The organism is Streptomyces sp. NPDC059582 (assembly GCF_042735715.1).
In the GTDB taxonomy this organism is placed as follows: domain Bacteria; phylum Actinomycetota; class Actinomycetes; order Streptomycetales; family Streptomycetaceae; genus Streptomyces.
Genome location: NZ_JBHWCC010000009.1, coordinates 78,265 through 98,609, shown reverse-complemented (window position 1 = coordinate 98,609; position 20,345 = coordinate 78,265). Strand labels below are relative to the sequence as shown.

Genomic DNA, 20,345 nt, shown 5'->3' with positions numbered 1-20,345 from the left:
AATGTTCGTTTTCTTACTCTACCGGTCGACGGCTGTGCGGTCCGCCTCGCCCTGGTCGCCCGGAAGCACCAGAGGCGTGACGGCGCACTCGCGACATCGCCTCCGCGGCGACCTGCCCCTTGCCCGGCTGCCCGGCTACGTCTTCCGGCCGGCCGCACTCGTCGCAACGGTCGCGGACGGGGACGTCGGCCAGATACTGGGCTTACGGCCGGCACCTCGGCCGCCCTGCCCGCGGGCCGACCGGCGCCGCTGCTGGACCAGCAGGATCCATCCCGCGACAGCGACAAGCCCGGGAGTGATCGTCCGGTAGAGAAGATCGGCGGCCGTGGCGGCACCACTGGGCACCCCGCCGTGGTGCAGGGTGAGGACGAGAGCCGCGTCGAGGACGCCGACCCCCGCGGGCAGAAACGGCATGGCCGACGCGGCTGTCGTCCCGGCGACGTAGGCAAGCAGCACAGTGCTCAACGACGGCCGCGCTCCCACCGCATGGCACACGGCGAGCAGACACAGACAGTCCGCGGTCCAGTTGAACAAGGCGAACCCGAACCCCTGCGCCCAGAAACGGGCCGGCGGGTGGATGGCGGCCAGTTCCTCGAGCAGCCGGTCGGCCGATGTCTGCCCCACGTCGTTGTGCCGCAGCCTGCCCCACACGCGCAGGGAGGCGCCCACGGGCCGGCGCAGCACAGCGGCGTGGTGGACGAGCGCGAGTGCGGCGCCGGTGAGGGCGCCGATCGCTGCGACGTGGACGGTGACCCGGACAAGCTGCGAGCCATCCCCCGCGAGGGTCTGCCCGGCGCCGGCGAGCACGACGAGGGCGATCGTGCTCAGCACGCCGGTGGCGGCATGCGTGAAACCGATCTGCGGGACGCTGGCACCCCAGGAGCGCATACGGCGCGTGCGGTAGGTGATCGCGACCAGGCTACCGCCGGGGAGAGTCGCGCCGAGCGCGTTCGCGGAGAACACTGTGGCGAGGGCAGAACCCAGCTTGACGCGCAGTCCACCACCACTACCCAGGGCGAGTCGCTGCAGGCGGGCGAACGCCATCATGGAAGCCATCTCGGCGGCAAGGGCCAGCAGAAGCCACACAGGTCGGACCTGGGCCAGCTGTCCTGCCGCCCGGCGGGCGTAGGGCGCGATCAACGCCATTTCGGTAGCCAACACGACCACCACGGCACCCCCGGTCAGCACCGTGAGCCGGCGCGAGCGGCGCGGCAAAGGCGTGGACTCTCCGGTTCGGCTGGCCGACTTCGCCCGGTCACGTGCCCCCGGGCCCGGATCATGTTCACTGTCCGTCCCGGCCTCACGCAAAATGCTCATCGCGGCACCGGCCAGTCGGGCATCAGTCGGACCAGGCCCTCCAGGTGCAGCTGGCACCGCGTGCGCCCGGGGACGGCCAGGTCCCACAAGCCCGCGAGAAATCGCACATCGACGCCCACGGCTGCGACATGGCCCATCTTCTTCCCTGCGATCAGCGGGAACGGGGCGCCGACGTTCAGCCGGATCAGCGTGGCGATGTCGGTGATGCCGTTGAGCGTGAGCACGGCGACAGAGGGTGGGCAGACACCGGACGTGTCAGCGGGGCGGTTGCGGATCAGCCGCAGTTCCCCGCCGGATCGCGCGAGTTGACGCGTCAGGCCTGCCGGGCTCCGCCGAGAGCGCCGCGAGCCGCTGACACCGTCACCGTCGGATATCCGGAAACGCACCAGTCCTGCCGCTGAGTCCTCGGCGTCACTTCGGACGAGGAAAGCGTCCACAAGGTGCAAGGACAGACGGGAGGGGACCCGCCCGCGACGTCGGCTGTTCAGCCAACTGCTCACTCCACGGCTGCCGTTGGCATGTTCCATGTCTGATGGCTGGGGTCCGCCGCCGGGGGGCTCACCATCACCCGGGGGCGGGGACGGCGGCGGGGGCGGAACAGAGTGGATCATGATGAGTCACCTGGCGGACGGTTCTGGGGACTTGGTCGGTCTGCCCGGGACAGGGCGACGGTGTTGCGGGCGACGCTCGTGGCCGAGCCGGGCTGAGCCCGCCGCCCGATGACGTGTCTGCCGACGTTGCGGATACGGCCTGTGAGCGCGCCGAAGAGCAGGATGAGAACCGTGCCCGCGATGGCGTCCGCGAGATAGTGGTTGCCGGTTGCGACGACGACCAAGGTCGTGAGCACGGGGTAGGCGAGGCCGGAGGCCCTCAGCGTCTTCCGTCGGGCGTGCCGGAAGATGAGCCAACCCGACCACACGGCCCAGCCGACGTGGAGTGATGGCATGGCCGCGTACTCGTTGATCAGGCCGCCGAGGCCTTGCGGCGCGCTCGTGTGCCCGCTCCACCACCCCCACTGCTCCACATCGGCCACGGTGTCGTGGATCTCCGTGTGGGGAAGCAGCCGGGGCGGCGTGGCCGGGAAGCGCCAGAACCCGACGAGCGCGCTCAACGTCACGGCAGCGAGCCAGGTGCGAGCCGCGCGGTAGTGCCCGGGATGCACCCGGTAGAGCCAGATCAGAACTGCGGGTGTGACGACGTAGTGGAGGGCGGCGTAGAAGTACGCGGCGAGCACGGCCAGCACCGGAAGGTGGTGCAGTACCTGGTTGAGCGGCTGCTCCGGGGCCAGGTTCACAGCGTCTTCCCAGCGCTGGATGTTCTGGCCGTTGCGATCCGCGGTGACACTCCAGCCGCGCTGCATTCCCCGGGTGATCTCGTAGACCGCGTACAGCAGTCCCACCAAAAGCAGTTCCGCCCACCAATGCGGCAGCGCGCGTCCGCTCGGTGAACGTGAGGGGCGTGGTGGCAGACGGCGCACGGAGGAGGCGAGGTTGACCATGAGGCGTCCTCACCCCACGGCCGTGGGCTGCCGGGAAAGCCAGTCCTCGGTGAGCCGGTAGCCGGCCTGGACCAGCCGCGCGGTGTCGCGGAAGTCGATGAGGCTGCCCACGGGGGTGGCGGCCGCGGGCAGCCGAAGCACGGACCCGCGAACCGCCGCCAGGTCCTGCCGCTCACGTTCCATCAGGATCTGACCCACCGCCCGGCAGGCGGCGAGCAGCACGGTGTGCGCCTGACAGCCCGTCTCATGCGTCGCCGCGGCGGGCAGTACGTACATGGTGGTCGCGCCGAGTGCTTCCGCCTGCAGCACGGGCGTGTCCGCCGATACGCCGCCATCGACGAGGCTGCGCTCTCCGACACGCACCGGGGGGTACAGGCCCGGGAAGGCCGCCGACGCGAGAAGCGCCGTGACGGCGTCGCCTCGGGAGAGAACCACCGCGGCGCCGGTCTCGAAGTCGGTCGCCACGACGTGCACCGGCACGACGGTCTCCTCGAGTCGTTCGACGCCGACCCCCGATCGCAGCAATCGCCGTAGCGCCGCGCTGGAGACCGCAGCCTCCCCCCGGCCCACTGCGGCCTTGATCAGGGTCCGGGGCGATATCGGCGCGATGTGCCGGCGCTTGAGGTGCAGCCACAGCGCTTCCAGCCGGTCGATTCCCTCGATGCTGGGGTCGGCGGCAAAGACAGCGCCATTGAGCGCGCCGGCTGAGGACCCCACGACGAGATCGGGCGTGATCCCCGCCTGTGTGAGGGCCCGCAACATGCCGACCTGCGACGCGCACAGACTGCCACCGCCCTGCAGCACGAACGCCACAGTGCCGGACGGCGCCCGCCCAGTCGTCGCAGGCCCGGCCGCCGCATCCCGTGGCACCTGGCACGGAGCCATCTCCGACTCCCCCGTCAGCGCGGTATCCATGCCGTCGCCTCCCTTTCCACGAACGACCGTTCTGTTTTGCGCGCTCATCCTGTGCCTCTGATCCACGCAAGTCAAGACGAACATTCGTTTTCCTTGTAGGATGACCTCATGCCAAAAGTCACGGAGCAGTACCTCGTCGACCGGCGCCGGCAGATCCTGGAGGCGGCGCGCCGCTGCTTCCTGCGCAATGGCGGCTTCCAGGCCACCTCGATGCAGGACATATTCGCCGAGTCGGGCCTGTCCTCGGGGGCCGTCTACCGCTACTTCTCGAGCAAGGACGACATGATCCTCGCCATCGCGGAGGACAACGTCCGCGATGTCATCGACATGATCAGGAGGGTGGCCGACGAGCGGAGCGGAGGGGCCGTGGGCGCCGCGCTGGCGGCGGCAGCCGATCTCGTGGACGCCAAGACCGAGAACGAAGGCCTGGCCGAACTCAGCGTCCAGGTCTGGGCCGAAGCGTTGCGGAACCCCCGTCTGGGCTCCCAGTACAGACATATGCTGACGCAGACCCGAGCCGAGATCGCCAACATCGTGCGCGACCATCAGGACACCAGGCGCCTGCCCCCGTCCGTTCCGGCGACCGCTCTGGCGGACGTCCTGGTCAGCATCCTGCCCGGCTACATTCTCCAACTCGCGCTGCTCGGGCCGAATACCATGCATGGCATCGCCGAAGCCCTGCGCGCCCTGTGGCCGTACCCCGGCAGCGACGAGACCTCCGGCGGAGACCCCGTCATGGACGATCACATCGCTGACCGCTGATGCCCCATACGGTTGCCGAACCCGGCTCGTGAACGTGAACGCGTGGTGCCGTCGCACGGTGACCAGCGGCGGCCCTGCGGCAGGCGGGCTTCATGAGGTACGCGCAGGACGGCGCCTCCTCGACCTCTTCCGGTGCGTCAGGGCCGACCGCCCCCGCCACGGCGTAGTCCCTCCAGGCCCGTTCCGCCTTGACGCATGCGTCGTGGAGCTCGGTGCGGCCCTCCCGGCGAACGGCGAGGCACGTGAACCGGTGGATCCGGCTTCAGGACGCGGCCGACTCGGGCCAGAGCGCCCGCAGAGCGTCGGGGACATCTTCCATGGCCTGGGAGTCCCCCATCGCCAGCTGGAGAATGTAGCCGGGCAACGTACACGAGAGCGTGGCAGCGATCCCCTCGGGAGACACCTCGCGCGGCAGGGTGCCGCTCTGCTGGTGCTCGCGGATCACCTCGGTGAGGTCGGAGCGCATCTGGGCGAGCAAGTGTTTGAACTTGTCGGCCAGCGCGGGGTTCCGCAGAGACTCGGACCAGGCCAGGACAGACAGTCCGGCGATGTTCTCCTCGGCGGTCTTGACCCTCACGATATCGAGGACACCGGCCATCATGGCCCCGACGGAGCTGGTCGGGCGCTGTGTGGCGACGGTGTGGACCATGTTCAGGACCTCACGCATGTTCTCCTCGACGATCGCCGTGATCATCTCGTCCTTACTCGCGAAATGCCGGTACACCGCCCCCGCCGAGAGGCCGGACTCCGCGAAAAGGTCCTGCATGGATGTCGAATGGAATCCGTCCCGCACGAAGCAGCGGCGAGCCGCGTCCAGAATCTGCGCACGGCGGGCCTCCATGTATTCCTGCGTGACCTTCGGCATGCATCCATCCTGTATGGAAAAATGAACCTTCGTGTTACGTTAGCACGCTGCGGATTCCCGCGCCCACATTCCGGCGCGCAGTCCGTACTGTGCCGAGATCCCCTGCAGGATGCCCGGGACCACCCGATGCGCCTCGACATCCCGGGGCACCCGGCGCCCGTGAGATCGGCGGCACCGGGCACGTGCAACGCGACGGCAAGCCGTGATCCCGGCCAGGAGCACGGCTTGCCCGTACGCCGAGCACGACACCTACCGGGCCGTCGCCGTACACGACGGACTACCCCGCTCCGCCCGAGGCAGCCGACTCCACCGCGCCCCGGATCACGGCGGCACATGTCGCGGCCCGACCAACCGGTGCTCTGCGCGGACCTCCGTCGCGCACCGCCGACCGGTCGGCCGGGGCGGGCCTGGGACCGGCTCGAGACACCGCGCGCATCAGTCGCTCCTGCGTCACAAACCGATGCCCCGTTCGGTCAAACGATAAAAAGTTTCCAAAAGCACAATATGGGCGTTCACCCGCCCGCCTGCAGAGATGCGGACGGGCGGCGCGGGGCCGCTCCTTCAGCCCTTGTCGCAGTCATTCCCGCAGCTGCCGGGCGCGCCCGTATCGCCACTCCCGTCGGAGGAGCAGACCCTGATGACCAGTACCGGCAAGACGGCTTTCAGTGCGCACGCGAACACGTGTGAGGTGACGGACTCTGCGATCGCGATGCTCGACGACCACGGAACCGTGGTCGGGTGGACGCAGGCCGCGGAGAACCTTGTCGGATACTCCCCGCGGGACGTGGTCGGCCGCTCCGCCGCACTCGTCGTACCACCTTCCGAGGAGGCGCCGACGATATCGGCGTACGTCGAACGCTGCCGCTCGCAGGGGGGATGGTCCGGCACGTCCGCGGTGCGCGACCGAGACGGCCGTATTCTCCATATCAGTCGACGGGTCTCGATGTTGCGGGGTCCGGACGGCGCGGTCCGATGGCTCGTGTCCGTGACCGATGTCGGCACGGTCGGCAGGGACGCGGCGAGCGGACCGATGCGGGAGTCGCTCCTCACCCGTGCGCCGATCGGCATCGTCGTGCGTGACCGGCAGCTGCGCTGCACTTGGGTGAACGACACGATGCAACACCACGACGGCATTTCCCGTGAGCGACGCCTCGGACGTGGCCCCCTCGATGCGCAGCCTGGTTTCGATGCCGAAACAATCGAAGAAGTGATGCGCCAGGTGCTCCAGAGCGGCACCACCAGGGTCCAGGAGTACCGGGCGTGGCTGCCGACAAGCCCGCGCAGGGAGCGCGTCCTCGCGGTCTCGTTCTTCTGTCTCAAGGACGCCGACGACCAAGCGCTGGGGGTGTGCACCATCAGCGTCGACGTCTCCGACAACCGGCAGGCGCGCGAGCGCCTCGCCATCTTGAGCGAGGCGGGTACGCGCCTCGGCGGCACCCTGGACGTCATGCAGACCAGTCAGGAACTGGCCGACCTCGCCGTGCCCTTGCTCGCGGACTATGTCGCCGTGGACCTGGAGCACTCGGTTCCGTTCGGCGAGGGGCCTTCGGTCAGCATCGGCTCGACGGGCGAGCGCCTGCCCCAGCTGCGTCGTGCCGGCTTGGCCTCGGTCCGCCAAGGAGCCCCGGAATCCCCCTGGGCGCACGGCGAACCGGTCTCCGTGCCGCCGGCCTCACCGTTCGCCCACGTCCTGCGTACGGGCAGAGCCCATCTCGAGTCGGTCCTCGACCCCGCTCCGGGCACATGGACCGACCACGACCCGGCTCGGGCGCAGAAGATCCACGAATACGGCATGCACTCCCTGATGATCGTTCCCATTCGTGCTCGACGCACCCTGCTGGGAGTGGCACTCTTCATCCGTACGGAGAACCCGGTGCCGTTCCACGAGAGCGATCTGCTCCTGGCCGAAGAACTCGTCAGCCGTGCCGCGTTGTCGCTGGACAACGCGCGCCAGTACGCGCGCCAGCACGCTGCGGCTCTCGCGCTCCAGCGCACCCTGCTCCCCCGCGGTCTGCGGGGCGGCGCAGCCGTCGAGGCGGCCTCGCGCTACCTGCCCGCCGACATGGAGCACGGAGTGGGAGGCGACTGGTTCGATGTGATCCCGCTGTCCGGTGCCCGCGTCGCCCTCGTCGTCGGCGATGTGGTCGGACACGGCATCAACGCCGCGGCAGGCATGGGACGGCTGCGCACCGCCGTACGCACGCTCGCCGACCTGGAACTGCCCCCCGACGAACTGCTGACCCACCTCGACGACACGGTCCAGCGACTGATCGAGGAAGACACCGAGGCCGCGGATCAGACACCTGCGATCGCGGGCGCCACCTGCCTGTACGCCGTCTACGACCCCCTCACCCGCCGGTGCACCATGGCGCGGGCCGGCCACCCCCCGCCCGCGATCGTCGACCCGCACGGCAGGGTCACCTTCCCCGACCTTCCGCCCGGGACGCCCTTGGGCGTCGGCCTGGGGAATTGCTTCGAGTCCGTCGAGATGGAACTGCCCGAAGGGAGTCTGCTCGCCATGTACACCGACGGTCTGATCGAGACCCGCGACCAGGACCTCGAGGAAGGCATGCGCCACCTCGGCACCGTCCTGGCACAACCGGGGCACTCCCTGGAAGACCTCTGCCGGCTCACCACCGAGTCCTGCCCGAGACAGGCGCCCTGCGACGACGTCACCCTGCTCCTCGTTCGCACCCGATCGCTCGGGTCCACCCAGGTCACCTCGTGGACACTGCCCAACGATCAGACCGCCGTCCACAGCGCCCGGGACCTGACAGCCCGGCAACTGACCCGATGGGGCTTGGAAGGCCTTCAGGACCCCACGAAGCTGATCGTCAGCGAACTGGTCACCAACGCTGTCCGTCACAGCACCGGTCCCATCATGCTGCGACTGATCCAGCACGAAGTCCTGACCTGCGAAGTGGCCGACAACGACGCCTTCTCCCCACATCTACGTCGCGCACGCACCACCGATGAGAACGGCCGCGGCCTCTTCCTGGTCGCCCAACTGTCCCGCAGATGGGGCTATCGCCCGATACCGGAAGGGAAAGTGGTCTGGGCCGAACAAGACCTGTGACTCGTCATCGGCGCTGATGTCCGCGAGGCGGACACACAGGTCAGGTTCCACAAGCCGGCGCCCGCTGGACCGGGCGGGAGGTCCAGGACGTCTGCCGCTGCGCGGGGAAGCGAATCGGGTCGCGGCCGGTGGGGTGACGAGCACTTCGCGACGCAGGACACCAGGATCGACTCCAGGGTGTCCATTCACCTGTGGCCAGGCGGGTGCCCAGATCCGACTACCTGGGCACCCGCCGTGTGTTCAGTCGCCGCTTCGGTCCGCCGTCACCTCCCGGCGGAGGGGCCGCGGTGCAGGAACGCGCGGTCCACCGTCTGACGGACGCTGTCGCCCGCGCTGTCCGTCGCGGTGATCCGCAGCGTCACGTACGCGTCCCGGTGGACCGAGGCCGGCCGCTCCACTGTGGCGTTGAAGTCCGTCCCCTTGCCGAGCCGCTTCGTGCGGGCCGTGGTCCAGGTCGAGCCGTCGTCGTACGACACCTCGGCCTTGAGGGTGACTCCGCGCGGAGCCGGCAGACCGTCCGGCAGGCGCACGCTCAGCCCCAGCGCGTGCGACCGGTGCGGCCCGACGGCGTTCCGGGCGTCCACCGGCGCGTCGTAGTCGACCTGGAGCAGCGGCAGCAGCGTGGCGGTCGCCGCGCTGTCCGAGGCGAACGTCCAGGACGTCTTGGTGCCGGTGGCGAACTGCCAGTCGGCGGAGGTACGGGCGGTGGTCAGGTCGAGCCGGTAGCCGGCCCTGCCCGCGGGGACCTCGAAGGCGCCCCACGCTCCGTCGTCGGACTTCGCCACGAGCTTGCCGTCACGGTACAGCTCCGCCCGGGTCACGTCGCTCGTGTCGCCCGCAGCGGACCGAGTACCGACACCGCCGAACCCGCCGGCCTCGGCGAACGACCAGTGGCCTGCCTCGGAGTCGGCGAACTCCGGGACGTAAAGCGACAGGGTGTCGCCGTTGCGCACCGAGGCGGGCCAGCCCTGCACCCCGTGCGGGATCGACGGGCGCACCGGAGCCGCGAACCACCGCTCCGTGGCGTGCTGTCCGGGCTTGTAGGTGTGGGCGGCGTCCCGCATACCGACGCCCAGTTCGAGGTCCCGCTCCCTGACGGTGTTGTGGTGGACGGTGTGCCGCCACAGCGTGTCGCCGGCCGTCACGTATTCCACGCGTTCCTGGCCCATCGGCACGTCGCGGGTGTACTGGTTCCAGGCGGTGTCCTGGTACGGCCGCCATCCGAAGCGCTGCTCGCTGCCCCAGGCCGAGGCCCCGGTGCGGGCGTAAGCAGCGCGAACGACCGCGCTGTTGCGGTCGGTGACCGTGTACACGAGGTGCTCGGGGACGCGCTGCTGGGACACCTGCATCACGTCGTACAGGTACGGGCTCTTGACCGTGCCGGAGAAGTCGACCGTGGTGGTGCGCTGTCCGGCGCGCTTGAGCAGGTCGGTGCCCTCCGCCGCGCCGGCCCGCATGACGGGCAGGGGGAGGCGGTCGCCGTCCGGCTGCCAGCGTGTCCAGGGGTAGAAGCCCTGCGGCATCACCAGCATCAGCGCCTTGGCTCCGGCGGCCGCCGCGGCCTGCGCCAGTTCGGTGTCGTTGCCGAACTCGTACCGGATGACGGCGAGCTTCCCGCGCACGTGGGCGGCCTTGAGGTCGGCGGCGGTGCCCGCGCCGGCGTCCACCGCGGTCAGCCGGGTTCCCCGGTCGTCGAAGGCAGGTGAGGTCGCCAGGTAGTACGGGGTGAAGCCCGTGGAGCTGCCGGACACCTTCGCCCGCAGCTGGGGAGCCGTCATCTGCCAGCGCGAGGCGAACTCGAAGGTGCCGTCGGTGACCTGGGCCGTGGGGCTGACGTAGATCCGCTTGGCGACGTCGAAGAACATCACGCCCTGGATCAGGCCGTGTCCGGCGATCTTGCGGTACGTCTGGTAGCTGAGGATGCCGCGCTGCTCGGCGGGCTTGGGCGTGCGGATCTGCACCTCGGTGACCTTGGAGGCGTCCAGCGTCACCGTGGTGTCCTTGGCCACCATCACCTGCGGGTTGATCACCGCGACCAGTTCCTGGCCGTCCGCCGCGTTGTCCACGGTGCTGTAGTCGACCTGGTAGGTGCCCTCCTCGACGACGGCGACCGCGGGTTCGGCGCTGGTGTACGACACGAAGCCGTCCTGGCCCCAGATGGTCGGCAGCCAGCCCGGCAGCACCTGGCCGGCGCGGTCACGGGCGATCACGGTGAGTCGGTGCAGCGGCGCGTGCACGACCAGGGAGAGCGTGGTGTGGGCGACCACGGTGCCGTCGGCGCCGGTCGCGGTGGCGTAGCCGTAGTACGCGCCTCGCTTGGCGTTCCTCGCGTCGGTGCTTAGTGGCACGTCGGCGGAGGCGCCGGGGGCGAGGTGCACGGTGCCGGCGCCGGGCGTGACGACACCGGCCGTCAGGGCGACACCGTCGGAGGTGGCCAGGGCGACGGTCAGCTTCAGGTCGACGGCGTGGTCACCGGTGTTGGTGTAGTGCAGGGTCGCCGACTGCTGCCGGCCACCGCCCACCTGGAGAGCGGGCAGCGTGACGCTGCCGGTGGCCGTGACCGGGCCCATCGCCGAGGCGATGTCGATCCGGCCGCCGCCCTGCTCGGTCTCCTTCTCACCTGACACGGTGTGCGCGGTGCTGATCAGCGCGTCCTTCAACTGCTGCCCGGTCCAGCCGGGGTGCTGCTGGGCCAGGAGCGCCACGGCACCGGCGACGTGCGGTGTCGCCATCGACGTACCGGACGCGGCCGTGTAGTCGGAGTCGACCGGGTCGCCCATCGTCGTGCCCGCGGCACGCGCGGCGACGATGCCGACGCCCGGAGCGGTCACGTCCGGCTTGACGGCCTGGTCACCGAGGCGCGGGCCACGGCTGGAGAAGGAAGCGAGGGAGTCGTCGCGGTCCACGGCGCCCACGGTCAGCGCGGCGTCGGCCGCACCGGGCGAACCGATGGTGGAGTCGCCGTTCTCGCCGGCGTTGCCCGCGGCGACCACGAAGAGGGTGTCGGTCGAGGCGGACAGCGTGTTGAGCGCCTGGCTCATCGGGTCGGTGCCGTCGGTCGGCTGGTCCGAGCCCAGGCTCATGTTGACGACCTTGGCGTGCTCCGCGGCCGCCCACTCCATGCCGGCGATGACCTGCGACTCCCAACCGAAGCCGTCGTCACCCAGCACCTTGCCGATCAGCAGCTCCGCCTTCGGCGCCACACCTCGGCGGGAGCCGGAGGACGCCGCACCCGTACCGCCGACGATCGACGCCACATGCGTACCGTGACCGAAGTGGTCCACGGTGTTCGCGCTGTCCGAGAAGTCCTTGGCCTGCGCGATCCGGCCCGCCAGATCCGGGTGCGTCGCGTCCACACCCGTGTCCAGCACGGCCACCTTCACGCCTTGGCCCTCGTACCCGGCCTTCCACGCCGTCGGCGCGTTGATCTGCGCCGTGCTGCGGTCCAGCACCGGCGAGACCCGGCCGTCCAGCCACACCCGCGGGGTCGCGGCGGCTCGGGCGGCACCCTCGGCGCCTCCCGGGGTCAGCGTCTTCCAGAAGGCGCCCAGGTCGTCGTCCGCGACGCGCAGCGACCGTGCGTGCATGCTGTCCAGCGTGCGTACGGGGGCCGACGCCTCATTGAACGCGGCGACCCGGTCCGCGACGGCGGCCGCCGTCTTCTCGCTCCTCGCCGTCGTCCGGGTCACGCCAGTACGCGGATCGGCGGAGACGATCAGGGGCAGCGCCGACGTGCCGGCCTCGTCGTAGCCCTGGGCGATCAGGGTGGAGACGTCGAACAGACGCCGGTCGAGCGTCCCGGCGGCGACCAGGTCCGCGGCGTCCGACGGCAGCACTGTCAGGTCGCCGCCGTCCTCCTGGTACGTGCGGAAGACGATGCCCTCGCGGCCCGGTCCCGGCTCCACCGACGCCATGGAGCGGCCGTCCGCGGCGGGCGTGACCGTCACACGGTCTCCGGTCATGAGTCGTACGGTCTCGGAGTGGGCCCCCGGTGCGACGACGGACCCCGCCACGCTCTCCTGGGACGGCCGGGCGGAAGCGGCCTGGACGCTCCCGGTGGTCAGCAGAACTCCTGTTGATATAGCCGCTGTCAGGCGGATCCATGCCATCGGCCGAGCACCTCTCGTTCAGCGTGCGGTCACACGTTGTCTGACAGAGTCCGCCGATGACATAGCTCAGGCCACGCCTCTCAGCTGTCACAGCTGCGACATGTCCCAACGGCGCCACGACGCCGCCCTCGTTCACGTCTCACCCCAGCCGTGGGCGTTCTTCGCGTTCTGAAGTCCGTCGAACTGCCGACGGCGCGACAGCCCCGAGGCAGCCCTGCCGAGCGCGTGCGCGGCGACGTGTGCGATACCGCGCGAGGACGCGAACTTCCGCCACGAGCAGCGAGGTTCCGGACGCCGGCCTCCCGCGGGGCCGCCTTCGTCAACCGGCCTGAGGCGACCGCGTCGCTTCGCGTCCCATGGGCTCGAGGCCCTCGAACGTCATCCCCTCCTCGACGGCGGGCGGTGCAGCCGTATCCGCCTCGTACAACTGCTGGCCGCGGTCTCTCGAGAAGTCGACCTGCAGGACGTAGCGGGGCTTGGCGACGACCGTCAGCAGGTTTTTGTACATCGCGCCGACGCGGGTCTCGAAGTGCTCGAGGCTCTGGTCGACTGCGTGTGTGATGAGTGCGAGCCCGGCCCACGCGCCGGCGATCTGGTGCGCCGCCATGGTGGTGTCCGCGTAGGGCTCCAGCTCTCCCGCCTCTTTGGCGTCGTTCAACTGTTGCTGGTTCAGGCGAATCCAGTCGGGCCACGGGGTGCCGTAGGTGGTGGGCGCGCTGTAGGCGACGGACAGGCGCAGGGCTGCTCGCAGGGCCGGCTCGCGGGTGATGCGGTAGGCCAGGACCATGCCGGTGTCGACGATCACCTGGAGAGCGAGGTCATGGGGCGGCAGGGCGACCTCGAGTGTTTCCCTCAGGAGCGTCGTCGCCAAGTGCTGCTTGGATGCGAAGTGGTGGTAGAAGGCGCCTTTAGTGGCGCCCGCGGCGGCGATGATGCGGTTGACGGACGCTCCTCCGTATCCCGTCGTCTCGAACTCGCGGCCGGCCGCGTCGAGGATTCTCTGCCGCGTCGTCCTGGCCCGTTCCGCGGCCGACGGTTCCGGCTGCTCGCGATCTGCCACCGCCACCCACCCTTTCGTCGTCTGCCGCGGCAATGCCCGCCGTGCGTACGGCACTTGCCGGTGCCCTCGTCGCGGCAGGGCCGAGGGTGTCCCGGGATCAGAGCAGGGCGTCGCGCAGCACGACCTGCTCAAGATCGCCCTGGCATCCTTCCAGGCCTGGGGCCGGAGTGGGGAGTTGGGCCTCGCTCCACCAGCCCGAAAAGTCGCGGCTTCCGCGGTCGGCGCAGGTGCTGCAGGCGAGCAGTGGCCGGCCGATGGGCGCCTTGGCGCACTCTGCGGCCTCTGTCCGGCCGCGTTCATGGACTGGCGTCACCTCCCCGCAGCCTCGGATGTCCGGATCCGGTAACAACAGTGGCTCTCGGTGCTGTTGTGGTTGCACTGAGCTTGACCTCAAAGTGACTTGAGTCACAAACTATATGCCTCACGAGGACAGACCAGATGGTCTCTCCGGCGAAGTTCGCGGGACTCGGCACCGGCCGAGCAGTGCGCTGGGCTGCAGTCGGCGCACATGTGATCTCCCCCGGAATTACTGGCCTGTGCGCCTGTTGAGCCCCGTGTTCGTGAGACCTGGCTGCACACCTCGCTGCCCGGTGACACTCGATCTTGGGAGACCTACTGGTCTGTTATCGGGGTTCGCAGACAGGGCCTGGGCGGTCGACGTCACGGCGGCCTGAGACCGACGAGAGGACGCGGATGAGCCTTTGGATGCAGGCAGGTGCCACGGGAGTGCCGCTCGCGGCGTCCGTGGCGGCGGCGGTGTACTACCGGCGCAGCGCGAAACAGCACGAGCGAGCGGGGACAGAGGCAGCCCGGGAGCGGGACGCCGGCGCCGCGGAGCTGGAAGCGGTGGCGGTCGCCCTCGGCCGCCTGGCCGACGAGATCGTGCCGGGCGTCGCGGCTCGGACGGTCCCCGCGACCCGCATGCGATTTCCGGGGCTGGTACCGGACCCGCTGGAGGGCACCGCCCTGGCCGAGCGGCTCACGGCGGTGGCGCAGGGGCTGGGTTACGCCGTCGAGCAGGTCCGCGCCGAGGAAGCCGAGAGCGCCGGCGCGCGGGTCGCCGAGGCGCATGCGGCAGCCCAGGAAGCGACCCGGGCAGTGGTACGTGGCGTCGCCTCCTCTATGGTCGCCGTCGCGTCCCGGCTGAACCGGCAGGTCAGTACCGCGGTTCGCGAGCACGCCGCCGACGAGGTGTACGCGTCGCTGATGGCGATCGACCGGCAGTCTCAGCAGCTGCTGCTCGCGGCCCAGTCCTACCTGATCCTCAGCGGGGGGAAGTTGTCGCGGCGGTGGCCGGACTCGTCGCTGACCGACGTGGTGCGGGCGGCGATGGGCTACCTCGACGGTTTCGAGCGGATCGTGCACGAGGAGTGCCGTGTCGCGGTGACCGCGAGGGCCGTGGGCCCGGTCATCCATGCGCTCGCGTTGCTCCTCGACAACTCCTTGCGCTACTCACCGCCGACCGCGCGAGTGGAGGTCCGCCTCAACGAGGGCTACCACGGGGTGACGGTGACGATCGACGACGCCGGGATCTGCATGAGCCCGGAGCAGTTGAAGGAAGGCCGTGACGTGCTGGCGGCCGCGCAGGAGGCCGACATCGCGCTGGAGGCGCAGCCGCGCGTCGGCTTCCGGGTGGTGGCGGCACTGGGCAAGGCCTACGGATTCCAGGCCGACGTACAGGCGCCCAACAGCCAGCACGGGACCCGGGCTTTGCTGTTTCTGCCGAAGCCGATCCTGACAACGCTGGAGGACGTCTCCGCTGGGCCGGTGGCGCAGGCGTCCGGACCGGCGGCCACCACCGAGAACGGCCTGACGGTGCGCAGGCCACGTCACCCGGCCGCGCAGGGCGCGCCCGCCGAAGCCGGGTGGGACGAGCACGAATCGGTCCGGCCGGGCCGGGCGAGCGTGGCTGCGGCCTGGGCGCAGGGGATCGGCCAGGGACGCCGCGACGCCGGCGACGACAACTGACGAGGGAACCGTGATCATGGACCGTTTCACGAACACCACCAGCCACGCCAATGCTCTCGGATGGCTCCTCGACGAGCAGCTGGGCAGCCTCCGTGACGTGCGGCACGCGGTGCTGATCAGTGCCGACGGCCTGCTGCACTCCCGCACCCGGTCGCTGGCGCAGGAGTCGGCGGAGAAGCGCGCGGCCATGGGCTCGGGACTGCTCGCGATCGCCCGGGAGTACGGCGCCGTCTCCGAGGGCGGCGGGTGCCGGCAGGTACTGATGGAACTGGAGAACCATCTCTGCCTGCTCGGTCAGGCCGGGGTCAACATGCTGCTGCTGGTGGAGACGGCCGGACCGGACGCCGATGTCGCCACCATCGCCGGGCAGATGGAGATGCTCGCCAGGCGCCTGGGTGAGCACATGAGCATCGCCGACCGGCGGCCATGATCGGTCCGCAGCGCGACCCCGACCTGGTGCGGCCGTTCGTCCGTACCGGTGGGCGGGACCGCGCGCCGGCGACCGTCCGGCTGGAGACCCTGGTGCGCGCCGCGACCGTCCCGTCCGGCGCGCTGTCCCAGGACGCACGCCGGGTGCTGGACCTGGTCGGCGGCGTGCGGGGCGCGCTCGCGGTCGCCGACATCGCCGCGGCTTTGGACCTGCCCTTGTCCACGGCCCGCATCCTCGTGGCCGACCTGATCGACAGCCGCCACCTGGACACCCCGATCAGTGCCCGCTCCGACCAGCCCGCCATCAACATCCTGCAGGAGGTGCTGCGTGGTCTCCGCGCAAAGCTCTGACCCGGCCCCGACGACCGCCACACGGTCAGCGAAGATCGTCATCGCAGGTGGGTTCGGGGTGGGCAAGACCACCTTGGTGGAGTCCGTCTCCGAGGTCGAGCCGCTGCGCATGGACGAGCAGATCACCGAGGCCAGCACCGGCGTGGACGACCTGCGCCGCACTCCGGCGAAGTCCACCACGACCGTCGCGATGGACTTCGGGCGCGTCCACATCAACGACGACCTCGTGCTGTACGTGTTCGGCACCCCGGGGCAGGCCCGCTGGCGCTGGCTGTGGAAGAGCCTGACCGAGGGCGCGCTGTGCGTGCTCGTCCTGGTCGACACCCGCAGCCTGGACGACTCCCACGCGGTCCTGGACCTGGTGGAGGAACTCGGCGTGCCCTACGGCGTCGCGGTCAACCTCTTCGACGCCGCGCCCAGGTATGCGGTGGAAGAGATCCGCCGGGCCCTCGCACTGGCCGACGACGTGCCGCTCACCGAGTGCGACGCCCGCGACCGGGTCTCCTCGCTGACCGCTCTCATCGACCTCATCGAGCACCTGTCCTCATCCCACCTGGAGCTCCAGCCGTGACGCACCCACTGCTCTCCTCCTCCCATGTCCCCCTGTGGAGTGAGGACTTCGCCGCCGACCCGCACCGTGCCTACGCTCAGATGCGCTCCCTCTACGGCCCCCTGGTCCCCGTCGAGCTGACCCCGGGCGTGCCCGCGACGCTCGTCATCGGCTACGCCCAGGCCGTGCGCATCCTCAATGACCCGGACCGTTTCCCGGCCGATCCGCGGCAGTGGCAGGACTCGGTGCCCGACACCTGCCCGGTCAAGCCGATGCTGGAGTGGCGGCCCAACGCGATCCGCTCCCAAGGACAGGAACACGCCCGGTACCGGGGCGCGAACGTCAGCGCCCTGCAGACGGTCAACCAGCACTGGCTGCGGACACTCGTCGAGCGGGTCTGCGACCGCGCCATCGAGCAGTTCCTCGCCGACGGTCGGGCCGATCTGCTGAACCAATACGCCCAGCAGGTCACCTTCCAGGCCTTGTCCGACCTCCTGGGCTGCCCCGACGACATCGGGCAGCGCATCGCCGAGGGCATGCTCGAACTGTTCGACGGCGTGAACGCCGTACGCGGCAACATCACCCTGGGCCGGGCAGTCGCCGATCTCGTCACGCTCAAGCGGCAGCGGCCCGGATACGACATCACCTCGCGGCTCCTCGAACACCCCGCACGGCTCAGCGACACGGAGATGAGCCACCAGGTCGTCACCCTGTACGGGGCGGGCATCGAGCCCGTGGTCAACCTGATCACCAACGCGCTCCTCAAGCTGCTGACCGACCCCGTGGTCTCCGGCGACGTCCACGCCGGCGGCGCGTCCGTACGCGAGGCCCTGGACATCGTCCTCTACCGGGACCCGCCCCTGGCCAACTACTGCTTCAGCTATCCGCCGTACCCGGTGGAGATCGACGGCTACCTCCTGCCTGCCCGCGAGCCGGTCGTCATCTCCATGGCCGGCTGCAACAACGACCCCGCCCTGGGCGGGGCGGGAAGCGCCTCCGGCGACCGCGCGCACCTGGCCTGGAGCACCGGTCCGCACGCCTGCCCCGCCCGACCGATCGCCTACCTCATCGCCGAAACCACCATCACCCACATCCTGGACGCGCTGCCCACGATGACGCTCGCGTGCCCGGCACACCAGCTGACCTGGCGCCCCGGGCCCTTCCACCGGGCCCTCACCCGCCTCCCCGTGACCTTCCCTGCCGTCATTCGAGACTCAGGACCCCGATGACTCACTCCAGCAGCGAGAAGCCCTTCGTCCTCGACCCCACCGGCGCCGACCGGCGCTCCGAGCACCGGCAACTGCACGCTCGCGGCCCCGCCGCCCTGGTCGACGTCCTGGGCGTGCAGGCCCACGCGCTGTCCAGCCCTGACCTGATCAAGAGGCTGCTGACCAGCCCCGACGTGTCCAAGGACGGCCGCGCGCACTGGCCGCCCTTCGCCGACGTCATCAAGACCTGGCCGGCCGCGCTGTGGATCGCGGTCGAGAACATGTTCACCGCCTACGGCCCCGACCACCGCCGGCTACGGCGGATGATCGCGCCCGCTTTCTCCGCCCGCCGGATCGCGGCCCTCGACGACGTCGTGGAGAACGTCGTCACCCGCGTCCTCGACCACCTCGACACCTACCCGGCCGGCGAGACAGTCGACCTGCGCGAACGCCTCGCCTACCCGGTCCCGATCGCCGTCATCGGCCACCTCCTCGGCATCTCCGCCGACCAGATGGACTCCTTCCGCGCCGTGGTCGACGGCGTCTTCGACACCACCCTCACCGCGGACGCCGCAGCCAAGAACGCAGCCGCCCTGTACGAAGTCATCGGCCACCTGGTGACCGCCAAGCGGGCCGCGCCAGGCGAGGACCTCACCTCACACCTCATCACCGTCCGCGACAACGACGGCGACGGCAAGGGGCTGACCGAAGCCGAACTGCACGGCACGCTCGTGCTGATGATCAGCGCCGGATACGAGACCACCGTCGGCGTCATCGACCAAGCCATCAGCCTCCTGCTCACCCACCCCGAGCAGCTGGACGACATCCGCGCGGGCCGCGCGAACTGGAGCGACGCCGTCGAGGAGACACTCCGCCTGGAACCGCCCGTCACCCACGTGCCCCTGCGGTACGCGGTCACCGACATCCCCCTGGACGACGGTCAGGTCATCGCCCAGGGCGACGCCCTCCTCGTCTCCATCGGCGCCGCCAACGTCCACCCCGCCTGGCACGGCCCGACCGCCGGTACCTTCGACATCCACCGCGCCGACCGCGAGCATCTCGCCTTCGGCCACGGCGTCCACTTCTGCCTCGGAGCCCCGCTGGCCCGACTGGAAGTCATCACCGTCCTGCGCGGCCTGTTCGAGCGCTTCCCCGAGATCGCCCTCGCCGACGACCCCGGCGCGCTGATCCCGCTGAGCTCCCTCATCAGCAACGGCCACCAGGCCCTGCCCGTACGACTCCGCCCGGCAGCCACCTGACACCGAGGGCGTCTCCGCGAAGTCCTCCGGTCACCACCACCGCTCTCGCCCCGACCCTGGCCTCCAGGCGGTCCCCGCCGCTTGCCGAGTCCGACCCGTCCGGCGCCGTCATGCGTGCCGGGCCGCTCGGCGGCCAGGCCGACGCGAGTGGAGGCCGCTCCCACCTGGCCCGCGCCGCACGCCCCGGCCTCCCGGGCCCTGGCCACCGCCTCGCCACTCACCTGTGCCACGTCGACCAGGCCGGTCACCGCGAACCCCTCCCCGGCCCGACCGCTCCGGCACAGTCCGCCGCGCCGGCCCACACCTGTTCCGCGCTGTCGACAGCGCGGAACGGTGACCGGGTTCGGCGCGGGAAGCCGAGGCGGGATCCCGGTTGAGGCCGTCGGCGATCGGTTGGACAGTGAGAATCATGAATCGGCACCGGCGCCCATCGCGAAAGGCCCCATGGATCACGGGCGGCGCGGCAGCGCTCGTCCTGGGGGGCGGCTTCGGGATCTGGGCACTGGTGTCGTCCGACGAAGGCGGCACACCCCGCCCGACACCGTCGCGCTCGGGAATCCTGTCCCTGCCGTCGATCAGTCCGCTGCCTTCCCGAAAGCCTGAGCCGAAGCCGTCGGGCTCGTCGGCACGTACACCCACAGGCACGGGGACGCCCCGGTCGACGCCGACGAACCGGCAACCGGCGTCACCCCACGTTCCGCCCACCCCGCCCGGCGTCCGACCCGTCCCACCGGTCGTTCCGCCGGCTTCGCCCCGGACAACGGCCGCTCCGTCGGCCGGGCACACGCCGAGTGCGACGCGGCCCCAGACCGCGGAGCCCATACCGTCGTCGACTGCGCCGCGGCCGCCGACGACTTCGCCCCGGCCGTCGGCGTCGTCGACGACCACACGACCGAGCCCGTCCACAGCCGCGCCGCACCCTTCCCGGACGGCCGAACCGACCCCCACCCGCACAGCCGCACCGCACCCCACCCGCAC

The 20,345-nt window shown here is 70.5% G+C and carries 15 protein-coding genes; 8 read left to right on the top strand and 7 right to left on the bottom strand.

Annotated features, from left to right (window positions below):
- Positions 1 to 135: 135 nt before the first annotated feature.
- The 4 genes from ACFV0T_RS11050 to ACFV0T_RS11035 all read right to left on the bottom strand — a co-directional run bounded on the left by ACFV0T_RS11050 (position 136) and on the right by ACFV0T_RS11035 (position 3,730).
- The gene (locus ACFV0T_RS11050; RefSeq protein WP_385776820.1) at positions 136 to 1,146 is read right to left on the bottom strand and encodes a YbhN family protein; all 1,011 of its coding nucleotides are present in this window, start codon (positions 1,144 to 1,146) and stop codon (positions 136 to 138) included.
- Positions 1,147 to 1,313: 167 nt separating this feature from the next.
- Positions 1,314 to 1,541: a hypothetical protein gene (locus ACFV0T_RS11045; protein ID WP_385776818.1), complete on the bottom strand. Its 228-nt coding sequence runs from the start codon at positions 1,539 to 1,541 to the stop codon at positions 1,314 to 1,316.
- A 383-nt stretch (positions 1,542 to 1,924) separates the two neighbouring features.
- Positions 1,925 to 2,815 carry a phosphatase PAP2 family protein gene (locus ACFV0T_RS11040; protein ID WP_385776816.1) on the bottom strand — a complete coding sequence of 297 codons (891 nt, stop codon included), beginning with the start codon at positions 2,813 to 2,815 and terminating at the stop codon, positions 1,925 to 1,927.
- Between the two features lie 9 nt (positions 2,816 to 2,824).
- Positions 2,825 to 3,730, bottom strand: coding sequence for a patatin-like phospholipase family protein (locus ACFV0T_RS11035; protein WP_385776814.1), 906 nt, complete (start codon positions 3,728 to 3,730; stop codon positions 2,825 to 2,827).
- A gap of 108 nt (positions 3,731 to 3,838) precedes the next feature.
- Here ACFV0T_RS11035 and ACFV0T_RS11030 point away from each other — a divergent pair, with 108 nt between their 5' ends.
- Positions 3,839 to 4,492, top strand: a complete 654-nt coding sequence (locus tag ACFV0T_RS11030) for a TetR/AcrR family transcriptional regulator (protein WP_385776812.1) — start codon at positions 3,839 to 3,841, stop codon at positions 4,490 to 4,492.
- A gap of 262 nt (positions 4,493 to 4,754) precedes the next feature.
- Here ACFV0T_RS11030 and ACFV0T_RS11025 read toward each other — a convergent pair whose 3' ends face one another.
- Positions 4,755 to 5,357, bottom strand: a complete 603-nt coding sequence (locus tag ACFV0T_RS11025) for a TetR/AcrR family transcriptional regulator (RefSeq protein WP_385776810.1) — start codon at positions 5,355 to 5,357, stop codon at positions 4,755 to 4,757.
- Between the two features lie 637 nt (positions 5,358 to 5,994).
- Between ACFV0T_RS11025 and ACFV0T_RS11020 the strand changes: the two genes are divergently transcribed.
- On the top strand, positions 5,995 to 8,433 hold the full coding sequence (locus ACFV0T_RS11020) for a SpoIIE family protein phosphatase (protein WP_385776808.1): 2,439 nt from the start codon (positions 5,995 to 5,997) through the stop codon (positions 8,431 to 8,433).
- A 263-nt stretch (positions 8,434 to 8,696) separates the two neighbouring features.
- On the opposite strand, the gene ACFV0T_RS11015 is transcribed toward ACFV0T_RS11020, so the two are convergent.
- The gene (locus ACFV0T_RS11015; protein ID WP_385776806.1) at positions 8,697 to 12,542 is read right to left on the bottom strand and encodes a S8 family serine peptidase; all 3,846 of its coding nucleotides are present in this window, start codon (positions 12,540 to 12,542) and stop codon (positions 8,697 to 8,699) included.
- Positions 12,543 to 12,861: 319 nt separating this feature from the next.
- Positions 12,862 to 13,602: a TetR family transcriptional regulator gene (locus ACFV0T_RS11010; RefSeq protein ID WP_385776804.1), complete on the bottom strand. Its 741-nt coding sequence runs from the start codon at positions 13,600 to 13,602 to the stop codon at positions 12,862 to 12,864.
- A 705-nt stretch (positions 13,603 to 14,307) separates the two neighbouring features.
- On the opposite strand from ACFV0T_RS11010, the gene ACFV0T_RS11005 reads away from it, so the two are divergent.
- Genes ACFV0T_RS11005 through ACFV0T_RS10980 form a run of 6 tightly spaced genes read left to right on the top strand, consistent with a single transcriptional unit; the run spans position 14,308 to position 19,367 of the window.
- Positions 14,308 to 15,570, top strand: a complete 1,263-nt coding sequence (locus ACFV0T_RS11005; protein WP_385776802.1) for an ATP-binding protein — start codon at positions 14,308 to 14,310, stop codon at positions 15,568 to 15,570.
- 16 nt (positions 15,571 to 15,586) lie between these two features.
- Positions 15,587 to 16,000, top strand: a complete 414-nt coding sequence (locus ACFV0T_RS11000; protein WP_385776800.1) for a roadblock/LC7 domain-containing protein — start codon at positions 15,587 to 15,589, stop codon at positions 15,998 to 16,000.
- Positions 15,997 to 16,350, top strand: a complete 354-nt coding sequence (locus ACFV0T_RS10995) for a DUF742 domain-containing protein (protein ID WP_385776798.1) — start codon at positions 15,997 to 15,999, stop codon at positions 16,348 to 16,350. The genes ACFV0T_RS11000 and ACFV0T_RS10995 overlap by 4 nt, the downstream gene beginning before the upstream one ends.
- On the top strand, positions 16,328 to 16,921 hold the full coding sequence (locus ACFV0T_RS10990) for an ATP/GTP-binding protein (RefSeq protein ID WP_385776796.1): 594 nt from the start codon (positions 16,328 to 16,330) through the stop codon (positions 16,919 to 16,921). Before ACFV0T_RS10995 ends, ACFV0T_RS10990 begins: the two co-directional genes overlap by 23 nt.
- Positions 16,918 to 18,129 carry a cytochrome P450 gene (locus ACFV0T_RS10985; RefSeq protein ID WP_385776794.1) on the top strand — a complete coding sequence of 404 codons (1,212 nt, stop codon included), beginning with the start codon at positions 16,918 to 16,920 and terminating at the stop codon, positions 18,127 to 18,129. The genes ACFV0T_RS10990 and ACFV0T_RS10985 overlap by 4 nt, the downstream gene beginning before the upstream one ends.
- A complete protein-coding gene (locus ACFV0T_RS10980; RefSeq protein ID WP_385776792.1) occupies positions 18,126 to 19,367 on the top strand; it encodes a cytochrome P450 in 1,242 nt (413 codons plus the stop codon). Before ACFV0T_RS10985 ends, ACFV0T_RS10980 begins: the two co-directional genes overlap by 4 nt.
- Positions 19,368 to 20,345 lie beyond the last annotated feature (978 nt).

Coding starts and splice junctions, on each gene's coding strand:
- ACFV0T_RS10980 (WP_385776792.1), top strand. CDS start 18,126: ATGACTCACTCCAGCAGCGAGAAGCCCTTCGTCCTCGACCCCACCGGC.
- ACFV0T_RS11030 (WP_385776812.1), top strand. CDS start 3,839: ATGCCAAAAGTCACGGAGCAGTACCTCGTCGACCGGCGCCGGCAGATC.
- ACFV0T_RS11035 (WP_385776814.1), bottom strand. CDS start 3,730: ATGGATACCGCGCTGACGGGGGAGTCGGAGATGGCTCCGTGCCAGGTG.
- ACFV0T_RS11025 (WP_385776810.1), bottom strand. CDS start 5,357: ATGCCGAAGGTCACGCAGGAATACATGGAGGCCCGCCGTGCGCAGATT.
- ACFV0T_RS11015 (WP_385776806.1), bottom strand. CDS start 12,542: ATGGCATGGATCCGCCTGACAGCGGCTATATCAACAGGAGTTCTGCTG.
- ACFV0T_RS11050 (WP_385776820.1), bottom strand. CDS start 1,146: ATGGCGTTGATCGCGCCCTACGCCCGCCGGGCGGCAGGACAGCTGGCC.
- ACFV0T_RS11040 (WP_385776816.1), bottom strand. CDS start 2,815: ATGGTCAACCTCGCCTCCTCCGTGCGCCGTCTGCCACCACGCCCCTCA.
- ACFV0T_RS11020 (WP_385776808.1), top strand. CDS start 5,995: ATGACCAGTACCGGCAAGACGGCTTTCAGTGCGCACGCGAACACGTGT.
- ACFV0T_RS11005 (WP_385776802.1), top strand. CDS start 14,308: ATGCAGGCAGGTGCCACGGGAGTGCCGCTCGCGGCGTCCGTGGCGGCG.
- ACFV0T_RS11000 (WP_385776800.1), top strand. CDS start 15,587: ATGGACCGTTTCACGAACACCACCAGCCACGCCAATGCTCTCGGATGG.
- ACFV0T_RS10995 (WP_385776798.1), top strand. CDS start 15,997: ATGATCGGTCCGCAGCGCGACCCCGACCTGGTGCGGCCGTTCGTCCGT.